We start from the raw sequence: 13,962 nt of genomic DNA on the forward strand, positions 1-13,962 counted from the left end.
GGGAGGTTTCTCTTTGTCTAGGGCTAAAGCCGTTTTTATTCCACCAGCTTAGCTGGTGGTTGTCGCTCGCTCAAGCTACCCAAAGCAAAAAGGCAGGTCTGCATGACCTGCCTTTTTCGTTACACCTGTATCGGTTGCGGTGTGTCTGCCTGCGGCTGACCGGGCAGAAGGCACACCTGCCCCTGCTGCACACAGGCAGTATAGCTTAAGCCTGGCTGAGCCTGCCCGCTGGCAATGCTGTCGGCCAGAGCCTGCTCCACCGCCCGGCTCACCTGACGGCGCAGCTCCCGGGCTCCGTAGGCGCTCCGTCCCCGCCGGGCAAGCTCCTGCGTCAACTCCCGGGTATGGCTCAGCCGGTAGCCGCTGCGGCCTGCCCGCTGCTCCAGTTCATCCAGAAGCTGTTCGGTAATCTGTTCCAGTGCCGCCCCTTCCAGTGGCGAAAAGACCACTGCCTCATCCATCCGGCCCAGCAGCTCGGGCCGGAAAAAGCGTTTTGCTTCCTCCAGCGCCAGCTCCTTCTGCCGGGCAAGCTGTGCCGCCTGCCCGGCCGCAAAGCCCAGTGCTCCCGCCTGCCCGCACAGATGCCGTGCGCCCAGATTGCTGGTGAGCAGCACGATGCAATGGCAAAAGCCGGTTTTTCGGCCCTCGCTGTCGGTCAGCTGGCCTTCCTCCAGAATCTGCAACAGCAGGTTCTGCACGTCCGGGTGGGCTTTTTCGATCTCGTCAAACAGCACCACACTGTACGGGCGGCGGCGCACCGCCTCGGTGAGCTGGCCACCCTCACCATGCCCCACATAGCCCGGAGGCGCACCGATGAGCCGGGCAGCAGCATGAGCCTCCATATATTCGCTCATGTCAAAACGGATCAGTGCCTTTTCGCTGCCGAACCACTGGCTGGCCAGTGCCCGGGCCAGATGCGTCTTGCCCACGCCGGTAGGCCCCAGAAACAGAAACGCCCCCATGGGCCGGGTCTGATCCCGCAGACCGGTGCAGGCCCGGCGCACCGCTCCGGCCACCGCGTGCACCGCCTGTGGCTGCCCCACCACCGCCTGGGCCAGCCGCTCTTCCAGCTTGTCCAGCTTCTGGCGCTGGTGCTCGGTAATGCGCTCGGCAGGCACTCCACTGGCTCTGGCCACCACTGCCGCCAGCTGATCCGGTTCCAGCGTGGGCATGCCCGGCTGGCCCTGATTCTGAATGTGCAGCGCGGCGGCGGCTTCGTCGATCAGGTCAATGGCCTTGTCCGGCAGAAAGCGCCCCGGCAGATACCGGACCGACAGCTCCACCGCCGCCTCCAGCGTGCGCTGGGGCAGCACCACCTGATGAAACCGCTCATACCGGGAGGCCAGCCCCTGCAAAATCTGCACCGCCTGCCGGGGTTCCGGCTCCTCCACCAGCACCCGGCCAAAACGCCGTTCCAGCGCCGGGTCCTTCTGCATGCAGCGGCGATATTCCTGCTGCGTGGTGGCGCCGATCATCCGCAGCTCGCCCCGGGCCAGCAGCGGCTTCAGAATATTGGCCGCGTCGATGGCGCCTTCCGCTGCGCCTGCCCCCACTACCGTGTGCAGCTCATCCACAAACAGGATGGTGTTGCCCTCCCGGCAGATCTCTTCCAGCAGGTTTTTCAGCCGCTCCTCAAAATCACCCCGATATTTGGTGCCCGCCACCAGGCTGGCCATGTCCAGACTGAGCAGCCGACGGCCCTGCAATGTATCCGGCACCCGGCCTGCGGCAATCCGCTGAGCCAGCGCTTCGGCCAGCGCGGTTTTGCCCACCCCCGGCTCGCCCACCAGACAGGGGTTATTCTTCTGGCGGCGGCAAAGGATTTCAATCATCCGTTCCAGCTCACTTTCCCGACAGAACACCGGGTCCAGCCCGCCCTCCGCCGCAATTCGGGTCAGATCCTTGCCGTATTTATCGCTGGCACGGCTGCTCCGGCTGGGCGCCGGAGTACTGAATTTGGGCTGCAGCGGCAGCACCAGCTGGCCCGAAAGCTGGCGACACTCCTTGGCGGCGGCATTCACGTCCACCCCCAACTCAGCCAGCCAGCGACTGGCGGTGCAGGTGGGGTCCTCCAGTATGGCGCAGAGCACATGCTCGCACTGGGCCTCCTTCATGCGGGCAGCATGGGCCCCCAGCACCGCAAAATCCAGTGCCTTGCAGCTTTCCGCCATCATATTTTTCGGGCTCAGGCGGCAGGCGGCATCCCCCGGCTGCTGCTCCACCCTTCCCAGAATCTTTGCCGAAGTCACACCACGGGCCGCCAGCAGATTGGCCGCCGGGCTTCCCCCCTGGGTCAGAATCGCCAGCAGGATATGACCGGTGCTCACCTGCCGCTGCCCCCGCTGCCCTGCCAGCGAAAGGGCCAGATTCAGCATTTTCGCCGCGCTGCGGGAAAAGCCTTTAAACCGGTAGCTCATTGCCATCGTTCTCCCTTCGTTTGTTCGTTCCGGCAAGAGTATGGCCCGCCGAATACACGTTTTAAACCGGAACGATGCAAAAAGCCCGCCTTCCGGCATCCGCATACCGGAAAGCGGACTTTTTTCCTGCTTGCTGAGCTGTTTTGAATCACACGCAGATATCCCGACGGGAAAAAACCATCACACCGGCGACAAAGAGGGCCAGTGCCCCCAGATACAGCCCCGCCAGTGGAAAAATGTTTTCTCCATTTGCCAGCGCCACCGGGTCATACATCGTCACCGGGGTGAACCAGCGCAGAAACTCCGCTTCTTCCCCCACACCGGCCAGCATATCCAGCAGAACAAAGGCCACGCACAGACCTCCACCCGCCCACAGGGCCGGGCCGCTGCTCTGGAACAGACAGGCTGAACAGAAGCACAGCCCCGCAAAGAACAGCAAAAGCCCCAGATCGCCCAGATTCACCAGCGCAAAACGGTCGAATTCCAGCTCACCGGGGAACAGTACTTCCGCCAATCCCCCGCACAGGCAGGTCATATAGCCCACCAGCAGCACCACTGCCGCCACAAGCACAAAGGCCTGAGTAACAGCCAGCTTCCAGCGGGGCACCGGGCTGGCCAGCAGCCAGGCCATGGCTCCGCGCTCCATATATCGCACCAGCAGCCGCTGCACCAGAATCAGAATCATTACCAGCGGCAGCGCAACCAGCAGAAAGCCGTAAAGATAATTGGCCAGAAACTGGGTCAGACTGGCTCCCGGATTGCTCATGCCAAAAGCCGCAAACAGCTCCGGCATGCTCTCCATCATGGTATTCAGGCTGTCGCCCAGTTTTGGGTCGAACATGCTGGTGATCATGGATCCGTACAGAGTGACCACCCCAAGGAAAATCACCACCAGCAGGCCGTTTGCCCGCAGCTCCTTTTTCAGCAACGCTCCGCTCATTTGTCCTGCCCCCCATACATCCGCAAAAACATATCCTCAAGGTTTTCCTGCCGGGTCTGCAGATCCTGCACGCCGCTTTGCGCCGCCTGTGCCAGCAGCCGGGCCACCGGTTCACCCCGGCCAAGGCGCAGCTGCACCCACTCGCCCTTTGCCGCCGCACCGGGCCAGCCTTCCGCAAACACCGCCGCCCGCGCCGCAGTTTCAAACCGCAGCTGATACACCCGGCTGGCCTTGGTTCGCAGTTCGCCCAGCTGTTCCACCGCCGCAACACGTCCGCTGCGCAGCAGGGCTGCCCGATCGCACAGGCGCTCCACCTCTTCAAAGATATGACTGGACAAAAGGATCGTCACACCCTGCTGTTTTTCCGCCAGAAGAATTTCCCACAGCTGGTTTTGCATCAGCGGATCCAGGCCGCTGGTGGGTTCATCCAGAATCAGCAGCCGGGGACGGTGCATCAGCGCGCACACCAGCCCCACCTTCTGTTTGGTTCCCTTGGACATTTTTCGAATCTTCTGATTCGCATCCAGCCCGAACCGGGCGCACAGCTGCAGGGCATGGGAAAGATCACGCTGCCCCCGCAGCCCCGCCATCAGCCGGATAAAGGCCATACCGGTCATATCGTCCATCAGCGCCAGTTCTCCGGGCAGATATCCCACCTGCCGCTGTACCCGGGCAGCCTGTGTAAAACAGTCTTTTCCGAAAATACGGGCGCTGCCGCTGTCCGGCCGGACGAAACCCATCAGCTGGCGGATGGTTGTGGTCTTGCCCGCGCCATTCGGCCCCAGAAGGCCAAACGCTTCGCCCTGCTTCACCTCAAAATCCAGCCCGAACACACCCCGACTCCTGCCGTAATCTCTGGTCAGATTGCTGACTGTGATCACCGATTCGCTCATTGATACTCCTCCTTGTAGGCATAGCTGCGCAGAATGCCCCGCCACACCATGTATTCCCTTACCAGCTCCTCCAGTTCCAGAGGTTTCTGCTCCATACGCCGGCGGTGGATGTAACCGTCGGTCAGATAGACCAGCATATCCAGCACCTGCCGCGGCTGCACACCGGGGCGGAATTTCTCCAGATCCACTCCGGTGAAGTACCGCTCCCACAGCTCCTCCAGCACCCGCACCTGGTATTTTTGCAGCGCCGGGCCGATATCCCGCTCAGCGGTGTAGTACATCCGCACCGAGAATTCCAGCGCCCAGGGCAGCTTTCGCAGAATGGCCAGCTTTTCCTCCATGCCGTAATCCAGCAAATCGAAAAAGTCGGTGATGCCCGCCATCTGCTCCATCTTCATGTTCTGTTCAATAAACGACTGCAAGTACCGGGCCAGATATAAGTACAGCGTCTGCTTGTTTTTGAAATAATAGAACAAAAGCCCTTTGGAAATGCCTGCCTTGCGGGCAATCTCCTCGGTGCTGGCCCGTTTATAATCGCTTTGGGCAAACACCTCCATGGCGGCGTGCATCACCGCCTTTCGTTTTTCTCTGGGCAGCTGACGCATCCGGTCCATTCTGCCATCCCCTTTCCCTCTTCGTCCCCTTGACCCGCCGGTCAGGGTTTCTGGCTTCATTGTACCCCATTGACTCGATTTTACAAGACCCCTTCCGCGCACAAAAAAGCCCGCCCCTGTTTCCACAGAGGCGGGCTTTTTCAGAACTTTTTCAAACGCCGGCTTTACAGGCCCTCTTCCTGCAGAGCGGCCTTCAGGGCCTTGGCGATCTGATCCGGGCAGGAAGTGGCACGGGGGCCGCAGGTGGTGCCCTCCATGCGGCGGATGGCTTCGGCAGCGGGCATGCCCTGCAGCAGCTGGCAGATGCCCTTCAGGTTGCCATTGCAGCCGCCCACCACGCTTACTTCCTGAATAATGCCATTTTCACTCAGGGTAACAGTGGTGCTGCGGGAACAGACGCCCCGGTTCTGATAGGTATGGGTCATGTTGGGTTTCTCCTTTTATTGTGCGTAACTGTGTGTTCTATCAAACGGGCAGGCACGCAAATACCTCTCCCGTTCCAACCGGCGGATACTGCAGAGCAGCCCGCCGGGTATGGCTTGATTATGGGCAGCGACGCCGGAAAATACGCGCCGCTTCTGCATTTTCATCCCTTCCGGGCCTGCGCCAGATGTTCCAGCCGCTCCAGTGCATCGTCACCGGTACGGCACATGCCCAGCGCCCGTGGGCTGCCGGTGTTGCGGCCGTGAAAATCGCTGCCACCGGTGACCAGCAGATTGCACTGAGCCGCCAGTTGATACAGCACCTTTTTATCCTCAGGGGTATTGCGGGGATGCTCAATCTCAATACCGTCAATCCGGCCCGCCAGTGCCAGCTCGGTGACGAGCTCCATGCTCTGGTACACACTGGGGTGGGCGAACACCGCCACACCCCGGGCCTTGCGGATAACTTCCAGCACCTGATCCACCGTCTGGTAGTCTGGATCGTGGAGCACCTTGCCCCCCTTACCGAACAGCGGCTTATAGGTTTCCTTATAAATGCCGTCCGCCAAGCCGTAGTCGCACAACACCTGCATCAGGGTGGATTTATACAGCACACCGCCGTCCTGAGCCAGGGCCAGCGCGTCCTCCAGCCGGAACTGGGGATAGATCTGTTCCAGTTCCCGGCCGCTCTGGCGGCAAACCGCGTTGCGCCGGTCCGCCATCAGCTGGCAGTGCGCAATCAGATCCGGGCAGCTTTCGTCCGGCCAATAGCACAGAATATGCACCCGCCGCCCCCGCTCAAAATCGAATGCGGTGAGCTCGGTGGCGGGAATCAGGCGCACATTCTCACGCATCCGGTTGGCATAGCCGTATCGCACCGAGTGCATGGAATCGTGGTCCGAGATGGCCAGATGGCTTAAACCGACACGCGCTGCCAACCGGGGCAGCCAGTCCGCCTTCAGCGAACCGTCGGAAAATGTGGTATGAGTATGCAGATCGCCGGGCATGGGCAGTTCCCTCCTTTGACCGGAATGGCAGATACGCCGCACCGGCACCGGCCGTGGGCGTGAAAAAAGTATTATTTTGCAATTAACTTTTATTATAGCATACTTTTTGCGTCACGCAAACAATTCTTGTGTCGGATACCTCCGGATGCAAAACGCCCCGGTGGCTGCGTTTGGGCAGCACCGGGGCATAAAGCGGCCAATCAGCCGTGCTTATAATAGTTGATCAGGCAGCCGTCCAGCAGAATCTGCCGTTCATCCGCAGTCAACGGAGCCAGGCTCATGTGGAATTCCAGCGGCCCTTCCAGGCTGAGCACATAGGCTTTCACACAGGAAAGATCACCGGCCAGAGCTTCCCGCACATTGGGAACCAGCACATAGTCACCAAGGCCGAAGGGGGTGGGGCCGGCCAGCTGGAAAGGCAGCATACCCCAGTTGATCAGGTTGGAACGATACCGCTTGGTGGCATATTCCACCGCGATGTTTGCGCCTGCACCCAGCACGCGCTGGCAGCTGGCAGCCTGCTCACGGGCAGAACCGTCGCCGGGCTTCACCGCGTAGATGCTGGAGGCAATGCCCAGCTGTTTCCAGTCAAGCTCACCGCAGCCGGGCACCTGATGGATGCGCTCCAGCAGATCCGCATTGCCCTCACCGGCAGCACGGGCAGCCTCCTCGGCCTGAACCGCTTTGGCGCGGCCCACATATTCCGGATCCTTGCGGCTGAGGGTGAACTCGGCCAGACCCAGAGGATTGGAGCGGTAGGAGCTGGTCTCACCGCTGGGAATCAGCTCATCGGTGGTGGTCACCGGATCGGTGATGTAGCTGCTGATCTTCAGCAGCAGATTCTCGGGCAGAGGCTGGATGGCCGGCCAGTCCTTGATGTTGGGCCCAAGGCGCAGCAGCTCGTCGTAATTGCCCTTGCCGTAGCCGGAATAAACGCGGCTGCGGTAGCTGGAATCGTCGAACTCATAGGGCGGAATGGTGGGATCGTAGTCGATGTCGGTGGCGGGGGTCAGGATGCCGCCGTTGCGGGTAGTAGCCGCAATGGAACGGGCGTCCATCAGAGCCACACCGGCAATCTGGCCGCTGCCCGGCTTGGAGCCTTCCCGGCTGGGGAAGTTCCGGGTGGTGTGACGGATGCTCAGCGAACCATTGGCCGGCACATCGCCCGCACCGAAGCAGGGGCCGCAGAATGCGGTACGAACCGTGGCGCCGCCTGCCATCAGGCTGGCCAGAGCACCATTCTTCATCAGAGCCATCATGGTGGGCTGGCTGGAGGGATATACGCTCAGGGCATACTCCCCATTGCCGCCGGTGTGATCCTTCAGGATAGTGGCTGCCTCGCAGATATTGGAGTACATACCGCCTGCGCAGCCGGCGATCACGCCCTGATCCACCCGCAGTTTGCCGTTCTCGATCTTGCTGACCAGATCCAGCCGGACCTTGCCGCCCATCAGGGCTGCGCAGTCCTCCTCGGTCTTGTGCAGGACGTCCTCCAGATTCTGGTTCAGCTCCTCGATGGTATACACATTGGAGGGGTGCATGGGCAGGGCAATCATGGGGCGAACCTTGGAAAGATCCACCTCTACCAGGCCGTCGTAATAGGCCAGATCCGCCGGGGCCAGTGCTTTATAATCGCCGCCGCGGCCGTGCACGGTCAGGTAATCGTGGGTGACCTCGTCGGTGCACCAGATGCTGGACAGACAGGTGGTCTCGGTGGTCATCACATCAATACCACTGCGGTATTCCAGAGGCAGCTCAGCAATGCCGGGGCCCACAAATTCCATCACCTTGTTCTTCACATAGCCGGTTTTGAACACCGCGCCGATGATGGCCAGCGCCACGTCCTGCGGGCCCACACCCACTGCGGGCTTGCCGGTCAGATACACTGCCACCACACCGGGGCGGGCCACATCATAGGTGCGGCCCAGCAGCTGCTTGGCCAGTTCGCCGCCACCCTCACCAATGGCCATGGTGCCCAGCGCACCGTAACGGGTATGGCTGTCCGATCCGAGGATCATCTTGCCGCAGCCGGCGTACATCTCACGCATATACTGGTGGATAACCGCTAGGTGGGGAGGCACATAGATGCCGCCATATTTTTTGGCAGCGGAAAGACCAAACAGGTGGTCATCCTCGTTGATGGTGCCGCCCACTGCACACAGACTGTTGTGGCAGTTGGTGAGCACATAGGGCACCGGAAACTTTTCCAGCCCGGAAGCCCGGGCGGTCTGCACAATGCCCACGAAGGTGATGTCGTGGCTGGTCATGGAATCGAATTTCAGCTTCAGCATCTCCGGGTCGCCACTTTGATTGTGTGCCTGCAAAATGCCGTAGGCAATGGTGCCGGTATGAGCATCCTTCACCGCATTTTCATCAAAGCCCAGAGCCGCCAGCTTTGCGGGGGCCTCGCCGTCTGCCTGCACCCACTGACCGCGGGCGTAGTACATGCCGGTCTTGCTGCAAGTTACCATTGAAAAAACCTCCTTAAACAGGGTTTCGGTGTCTGCACGGCGTTTGGCTTTTTGCTTCCCACCCGATCTGTTCCGGTTTTATCCGCGCCGTGCACACTTCACCGGGCAAAAGCCTGTATGAATTGATTATAGCACAAAGGGCCCGGCAGCGCCAACCGCTCACCGGGCCCTTTGTGGCAATTTTTTCGTTTTTTCGCGCCTTTTTCCCGCCCGTTCTGCCCGCTGCCCTGCGGCACGGGCTCACAGATAGAGATTCATCAAAATAAAGTCGATCCATTTACTGTCAATCTTGAAAAAGCCGGGGAATCGACCGATTTCTTCAAAGCCGTATTTGCGATAAAGAGCCTGTGCGCGGGTGTTGTCTGCCCGTACTTCCAGCGAGATAATCTCAACCCCCGCATTGTTCTTCGCAAAATCGATCGCCGCCTCCATCAGCCGGCTTCCTACCCCCTTGCCCCAGCACTCCTTCAATACTGAAATGCCGATCTCAGCCCGGTGGCTGGCCCGGGCCAGAGTCATGGCCCGAAAACTGAGAGAGCCCACCATACGTCCATCCAACCGGGCCACAAAAAATGCACTGGTGGGGTTTTCCGCCATGGCCCGCAAATACTCCTGTTCCTGTTCCACCGTGGTGGAAGGCCCTTCTGCACCAAAGGTCAGGTTATCGGTTTCCGAGCCCACCTGCCGCAGCACAGCCAGCAGCTCTTGGGCATCTTCCGGGCGGCCCTGCTCCACACAAAGCCGCTCGCCACAGTGTTCACTCATGGTCGATTCCTCCCTGAATTATTTATTTGCAAAGGTTTCCATTCGTATCAAAATAGCCATTTTCCATTACGTCGTTCAGACTGTTCAGCACCCGCTGCCTGTCCGCATCTTCTTCCAGAAGGCTCACCCGGCCGCCGGTCTGAATGCAGGGCAGCAGCTGTACCGTGGCGCCTGCCGCCCCCGGTTCACTCACTGTTACCTTTAAAAGGGCGGAGTCCAGTGTTTCCATATTGAACCAGAAGTTGCCCAGGCTGTACAGCACCGGGGTATCCTGCCGCCAGCCCGCTCCCTGCAAAATGTGGGGATGCGCACCCACGATCAGATCTGCCCCTGCCTCGGTGAAACGGGTTGCAAGATCGGTCTGGGCCTGCTCCAGCACAGTGGAGCCTTCGGTACCCCAGTGGACGTAGACCACCAGATAATCGCACTGCTCGCTGGCCGTCTGAATGGCCTGCACCGCCAGTTCCGGGTCATAACAGCGCAGCACACCGGGGCTGGTTTCCCCCGCCTCTGGGGTAAGAATGTATTTTTCCGCACGGGTACAGGCAACGTATCCGATCTTCATACCGCCCACCAGAAAGAACTGGGGCTGCATGGCTTCCTCCAGGTTTTTGCCCGCCCCCACATAGGGAATATTCGCACCTTGCAGGGTGGACAGAGTATCCAGAAAAGCATCCTCACCATAATCAAAGCAGTGGTTGTTGGCAAGGCCCACAATATCTGCCCCCAGCTGCTGCCACATGGAAACATTGGCGGTTTTGGCCCGGAAGGTGAACTGCTTGCCCGGCATGGGGCTGCCCCGGTCGGAAAAGGCGAACTCGTTGTTGCACAAAAGCACATCCGCCGCACGCATTTCGGCCAGCAGGCTTTCGCCAAAGCAGTCCTCGATACCGGCAGTCTTTGCATAGTGGAGCATGTTATACCAGTCGTCGGCAAAGTTCACATCGCCGGTGAAGGCCAGCACCGCCGGACCATCCGTCACACCGGTATCGTGCACATTTTCCGCCATGGGCTGGGTGTAGAGTGCCTGATAATAGAGGTAGCTTTTGCCGCTGACCTGCCAGAACAGCTCCTCGCTGTACCCTTCGTTTTTCACCGCGGCCACCAGCGCGGTGCAGATGCCCGGGGACTGCTCCTCGCAAAAGCGCAGAAAATCGGCAGTAAGGTCTTGCGGCGCACCGGCTGCACGCAGAGCTTCCAGCGCAGCTTCGGCCTGCTGCTGCGGGGTCGGGGTTGCCGTGGGCACAGCGGAAGCGGACGCTTGCGAAGCGGCGCTCTGGGGCGGCAACACCACCCGGACACCGGTATTCATTAAGTAATGGGGCACGCCCCAGCTGACCACGAGCAGCGCGGCGGCACACGCAGCCACCGCCAGAACACGGGCAGGGGTTTTCATAACTTCAGCCCTCCTGTTTGGTTGGTATAATAGTGCTTTCAGTATACGTTTTTTCGGGCAGTTCGGCAAGCACCGACCGAAAAAACCATTTGACTTTTGGGGCACCATGCTGTATACTGAATCTTGTTCCATAATTGCAGATTCCGTGCAGATGTAGTTTAGTGGTAGAACTCCAGCTTCCCAAGCTGGCTGTGTGGGTTCGATTCCCATCATCTGCTCCAAAGAAACCCCGCAAGGCGCAAGGCTTTGCGGGGCTTTTGTTTTGCGGGATAACACACTTTTGAACACACTTCCATTCAAGATGACAATCTGAGGATCTGAAGCGCAGGTAATCGCCGCAGATGAAAGCTGGATTTAGATCGATCCGCCGAGCCGGATCTCTGGCAAGAGGGTTGCCGAACAGTTCGGCAACGTGCCGACAGGGAGTTGTCCACTATGTGGACAACCTGCTGTATAGTCCAGTTTTACGGACAGTAAACCCAGCGTCCTATGGTGTGCTTCTGTACCATAGCGCGGCAGGCCGTTAAATCCGCAAGGCTTGCGGATTTAAATAGTCCACGTTAGCCGATTTAACCCGCCGGGCTTTTGCCGCTTGTGTCGATGGAAGAGGCGGAAAGCGTGCCCGCTTGTGGGCACACCCTTCCCCAGCTCGTTGAGGAACCGTTGCAGCCAACTGCAAAGAGCTGATTCTTTGTGCAAAATGCCAGAGCCTCCCCACGATATCGGCTCCGATCGGGGCCGCTGCGGCGCTCTTGGTTCGACAAAATGCACAAGACAGCCCCGGCGGCTGGATGATTTAAGGCATACAGAAGGCCCGCCAGGACAAACCCGGCGGGCCTTGTGCGTGTATCTTAGATACCGAAGGCAGTCCTCAGCTGCTCAGTGTAGAACTGGCTGTAATCCTCTGCGTTCAAATACTGGATAAAGGGTTTGTCCAGCTCCACGCCCTCCAGCTCGCAGAACTTTTCAAGTTTCTGGCCGAAGGCGACAGTCTGGTTCAAATTGGTGCCGGGCTGGATCTTGAAGTCGAGGGCCGAGGACTCCAGGTCATTGCACTGGTCCTCGGCGTTGAAGATGTACTTTTCCATCTCCTTGGTGTACATCCCCTTGCTGTCAAACAGGGCCTTGAGGGAGCGCAGGGCGTTGTTGTCGCCAATGAACTGCTTCCACATCCGATCACGCGCGGAAGTGTCCAGCTTTTCCCCTGCTGCGCTGGTCAGAGTAATGGCCGCCTGAAGCTCCGGGGAGATAACGAAACTCTCTTCCATGGCCATGGCTGCCTTGCGGATCGTCGCCAGGCTCAGCGAAATACTGGAGCTAAGCTCGACAGCCCGCTTGACCAGGTACGCCTTGGCCTCGTTTGTTTTGGCTTCGATGCCCTCATTGGTCAAGTACTCTTCCTTCGAAATTTCCCGGGCCTTCTTCTGAAAGTCCGTCACCGCGTTGGAAAAGAGCGCAAGCTCCGAAAAAATGCTCTGTGCGCTGTCCTTGATGGCCTTCTGATTGTTGTTCATGGTTCAATCCTCCATAAGTAAAATATATCGCAAGGGGCCGCGTGCCCCCTGTTTCGTGGTTGTGGTTGACCGGCGGTTATTGCTGCACATCATCGAAAAAGCCGTACAGCTCCTTTGCATCCAGGCCCAGCAGCTCGGCCAGGTGTTTTGTGCTGGATGCAGCAAGGCGGCGTTCCTTCTCTTCCTGGCGTTCCACAAGGCGCTCCTGCACGCTGCCGCCGCTTTTCCAGGCTCCGAAGCCGGTTCCCTGATAGGCCCGGGAAAGAAGATCCTCGCCGTAGAACCGGCGCAGCTCCTGATTTTGGCGCAGCGCCCGCAGCGCCTTGTCCTCCATCTGTCGGATTCGCTCCTGGGTTACTCCGTCAAGCTCGGCGGCCTGCCGGAGGGTCAGTCCCTCATAGAATCGCCGGGCAATCACATCCCGCTGCCGATCGGGCAGCAGGGACAGCGCCTTGTCCAGAACCGCCCGCAGCTCCTGCCGGTAGCTGTTCTGCTCTGCATCCTCAAAGGCCTGGGCAGCCGCCGGATCTGGAGTTACATCGGCCCGGGTAACTTCTCCGTCATCGTCCCACGGGACAGGCTCGTCCAGGCTCTGGGCTCTGTCCAATGGTTCCGCCGAGACTCTCACCCGGCGGCCGTCCTCTGTGACCACATACCGCCCACGGCCCTGCAAGGTGGCCTTCTGGATTCGATGCTGCACAAAATATTGCAGCGCCGTCAGAAAAGCGCCTTTCTCCGGGTTGTGATACTCTGCTGCCTCTTTCACGGCAAAATAGCCTTCCTGGTCAAGATCCTCCAGGGTAACCCCGGCGGATTCGGCCGCGCTCTGATTCCGGCTGTACCAGCGCCAGAACATTGTGCGGATCACAGGCCGGTTGATTTCCCACAGCTGAGCCAGGGCCGCACTGTTGCCCTGACGGGCCAGCTGGGCGAGCATGTTGTTCAGCTCCTGGCGCTGATCGAGCGGCGGTGCGGCCTGCTGTGCGCCCGTTCCGCCGGGGGTTCTGGTTTCTTCCATTGTGCTGCCCTCCCGTTCGTGCTATACTGGTGATAAGGTTGTGGGCCGTCCGGGAGGGCGGCTCTTTTTTATTGCCCGGATTCCGGCCAGATGGTGGCCAGATAAGAAATAGCCCTTTCCAAGTGGCGCTGGGCAGATTTCTGCCCAGATTTGCCGCCATCCCCATACACTATGCGGCCAATTTCTTTCCAGGTGATATGCCGGACGCTCTTCTTGCCGGTCCGTGGATCTTTGGAGAATTCCAGGTATCGCAGCCGCAGTACCTCTCGTTCCAACGGATCAGGCAGGGCAGCCACGGCGGCCTCAATCTCGGCCATTTCCCGGCGGTTTGCCTGTACGATGGGAGCAATTTCCCGGGCGTACTCCTCCGACCGGCTGCCGCATGGGGAAGGCCGCTCCCGGTCCATCTGCTGAAGTGTGGCCAACCGCTCCAGCCGGATGCGCACTTCCAGCCGAAGCCCGGTGTATCGTTCCAGCCGGGTTTTGGCCTCGTCTCTTGTCATGT

General features: G+C 59.8%; 12 protein-coding genes and 1 tRNA gene. 1 reads left to right on the forward strand and 12 read right to left on the reverse strand.

Annotated features, from left to right (window positions below; genetic code table 11):
- Nucleotides 1-119: 119 nt before the first annotated feature.
- The 9 genes from EDD77_RS16160 to EDD77_RS16200 all read right to left on the reverse strand — a co-directional run bounded on the left by EDD77_RS16160 (nt 120) and on the right by EDD77_RS16200 (nt 10,925).
- Nucleotides 120-2,417, reverse strand: coding sequence for an ATP-dependent Clp protease ATP-binding subunit (locus EDD77_RS16160; RefSeq protein WP_058966495.1), 2,298 nt, complete (start codon nt 2,415-2,417; stop codon nt 120-122).
- A gap of 148 nt (nt 2,418-2,565) precedes the next feature.
- Nucleotides 2,566-3,357, reverse strand: a complete 792-nt coding sequence (locus EDD77_RS16165) for a hypothetical protein (protein ID WP_058966497.1) — start codon at nt 3,355-3,357, stop codon at nt 2,566-2,568.
- Entirely contained in the window at nt 3,354-4,250 is an 897-nt protein-coding gene (locus tag EDD77_RS16170; RefSeq protein WP_058966499.1) for an ABC transporter ATP-binding protein, read from the reverse strand. The genes EDD77_RS16165 and EDD77_RS16170 overlap by 4 nt, the downstream gene beginning before the upstream one ends.
- Nucleotides 4,247-4,864: a TetR/AcrR family transcriptional regulator gene (locus EDD77_RS16175; protein ID WP_058966501.1), complete on the reverse strand. Its 618-nt coding sequence runs from the start codon at nt 4,862-4,864 to the stop codon at nt 4,247-4,249. The genes EDD77_RS16170 and EDD77_RS16175 overlap by 4 nt, the downstream gene beginning before the upstream one ends.
- Nucleotides 4,865-5,028: 164 nt before the next feature.
- The gene (locus EDD77_RS16180; RefSeq protein ID WP_058966503.1) at nt 5,029-5,289 is read right to left on the reverse strand and encodes a TIGR03905 family TSCPD domain-containing protein; all 261 of its coding nucleotides are present in this window, start codon (nt 5,287-5,289) and stop codon (nt 5,029-5,031) included.
- Between the two features lie 161 nt (nt 5,290-5,450).
- A complete protein-coding gene (locus EDD77_RS16185; RefSeq protein WP_058966505.1) occupies nt 5,451-6,293 on the reverse strand; it encodes a PHP domain-containing protein in 843 nt (280 codons plus the stop codon).
- Nucleotides 6,294-6,493: 200 nt separating this feature from the next.
- Nucleotides 6,494-8,764, reverse strand: a complete 2,271-nt coding sequence (locus EDD77_RS16190; RefSeq protein ID WP_058966506.1) for a hydratase — start codon at nt 8,762-8,764, stop codon at nt 6,494-6,496.
- A gap of 240 nt (nt 8,765-9,004) precedes the next feature.
- Nucleotides 9,005-9,529, reverse strand: a complete 525-nt coding sequence (locus EDD77_RS16195) for a GNAT family N-acetyltransferase (protein WP_058966508.1) — start codon at nt 9,527-9,529, stop codon at nt 9,005-9,007.
- 22 nt (nt 9,530-9,551) lie between these two features.
- Nucleotides 9,552-10,925 carry a CapA family protein gene (locus tag EDD77_RS16200; RefSeq protein ID WP_058966510.1) on the reverse strand — a complete coding sequence of 458 codons (1,374 nt, stop codon included), beginning with the start codon at nt 10,923-10,925 and terminating at the stop codon, nt 9,552-9,554.
- A gap of 147 nt (nt 10,926-11,072) precedes the next feature.
- On the opposite strand from EDD77_RS16200, the gene EDD77_RS16205 reads away from it, so the two are divergent.
- A tRNA-Gly gene (locus EDD77_RS16205) sits at nt 11,073-11,146 on the forward strand.
- Between the two features lie 630 nt (nt 11,147-11,776).
- Here EDD77_RS16205 and EDD77_RS16210 read toward each other — a convergent pair.
- The 3 genes from EDD77_RS16210 to EDD77_RS16220 all read right to left on the reverse strand — a co-directional run bounded on the left by EDD77_RS16210 (nt 11,777) and on the right by EDD77_RS16220 (nt 13,960).
- Entirely contained in the window at nt 11,777-12,439 is a 663-nt protein-coding gene (locus tag EDD77_RS16210; RefSeq protein ID WP_058966512.1) for a hypothetical protein, read from the reverse strand.
- A gap of 76 nt (nt 12,440-12,515) precedes the next feature.
- A complete protein-coding gene (locus EDD77_RS16215; RefSeq protein WP_058966514.1) occupies nt 12,516-13,457 on the reverse strand; it encodes a sigma-70 family RNA polymerase sigma factor in 942 nt (313 codons plus the stop codon).
- 68 nt (nt 13,458-13,525) lie between these two features.
- Nucleotides 13,526-13,960, reverse strand: a complete 435-nt coding sequence (locus EDD77_RS16220) for a hypothetical protein (protein ID WP_132587445.1) — start codon at nt 13,958-13,960, stop codon at nt 13,526-13,528.
- Between the last annotated feature and the right edge of the window lie 2 nt (nt 13,961-13,962).

The sequence above is a fragment of the Allofournierella massiliensis genome (assembly GCF_004345265.1).
GTDB lineage: Bacteria > Bacillota > Clostridia > Oscillospirales > Ruminococcaceae > Allofournierella > Allofournierella massiliensis.

Coding starts and splice junctions, on each gene's coding strand:
- EDD77_RS16165 (WP_058966497.1), bottom strand. CDS start 3,357: ATGAGCGGAGCGTTGCTGAAAAAGGAGCTGCGGGCAAACGGCCTGCTG.
- EDD77_RS16175 (WP_058966501.1), bottom strand. CDS start 4,864: ATGGACCGGATGCGTCAGCTGCCCAGAGAAAAACGAAAGGCGGTGATG.
- EDD77_RS16190 (WP_058966506.1), bottom strand. CDS start 8,764: ATGGTAACTTGCAGCAAGACCGGCATGTACTACGCCCGCGGTCAGTGG.
- EDD77_RS16210 (WP_058966512.1), bottom strand. CDS start 12,439: ATGAACAACAATCAGAAGGCCATCAAGGACAGCGCACAGAGCATTTTT.
- EDD77_RS16215 (WP_058966514.1), bottom strand. CDS start 13,457: ATGGAAGAAACCAGAACCCCCGGCGGAACGGGCGCACAGCAGGCCGCA.
- EDD77_RS16170 (WP_058966499.1), bottom strand. CDS start 4,250: ATGAGCGAATCGGTGATCACAGTCAGCAATCTGACCAGAGATTACGGC.
- EDD77_RS16160 (WP_058966495.1), bottom strand. CDS start 2,417: ATGAGCTACCGGTTTAAAGGCTTTTCCCGCAGCGCGGCGAAAATGCTG.
- EDD77_RS16220 (WP_132587445.1), bottom strand. CDS start 13,960: ATGACAAGAGACGAGGCCAAAACCCGGCTGGAACGATACACCGGGCTT.
- EDD77_RS16185 (WP_058966505.1), bottom strand. CDS start 6,293: ATGCCCGGCGATCTGCATACTCATACCACATTTTCCGACGGTTCGCTG.
- EDD77_RS16180 (WP_058966503.1), bottom strand. CDS start 5,289: ATGACCCATACCTATCAGAACCGGGGCGTCTGTTCCCGCAGCACCACT.
- EDD77_RS16200 (WP_058966510.1), bottom strand. CDS start 10,925: ATGAAAACCCCTGCCCGTGTTCTGGCGGTGGCTGCGTGTGCCGCCGCG.
- EDD77_RS16195 (WP_058966508.1), bottom strand. CDS start 9,529: ATGAGTGAACACTGTGGCGAGCGGCTTTGTGTGGAGCAGGGCCGCCCG.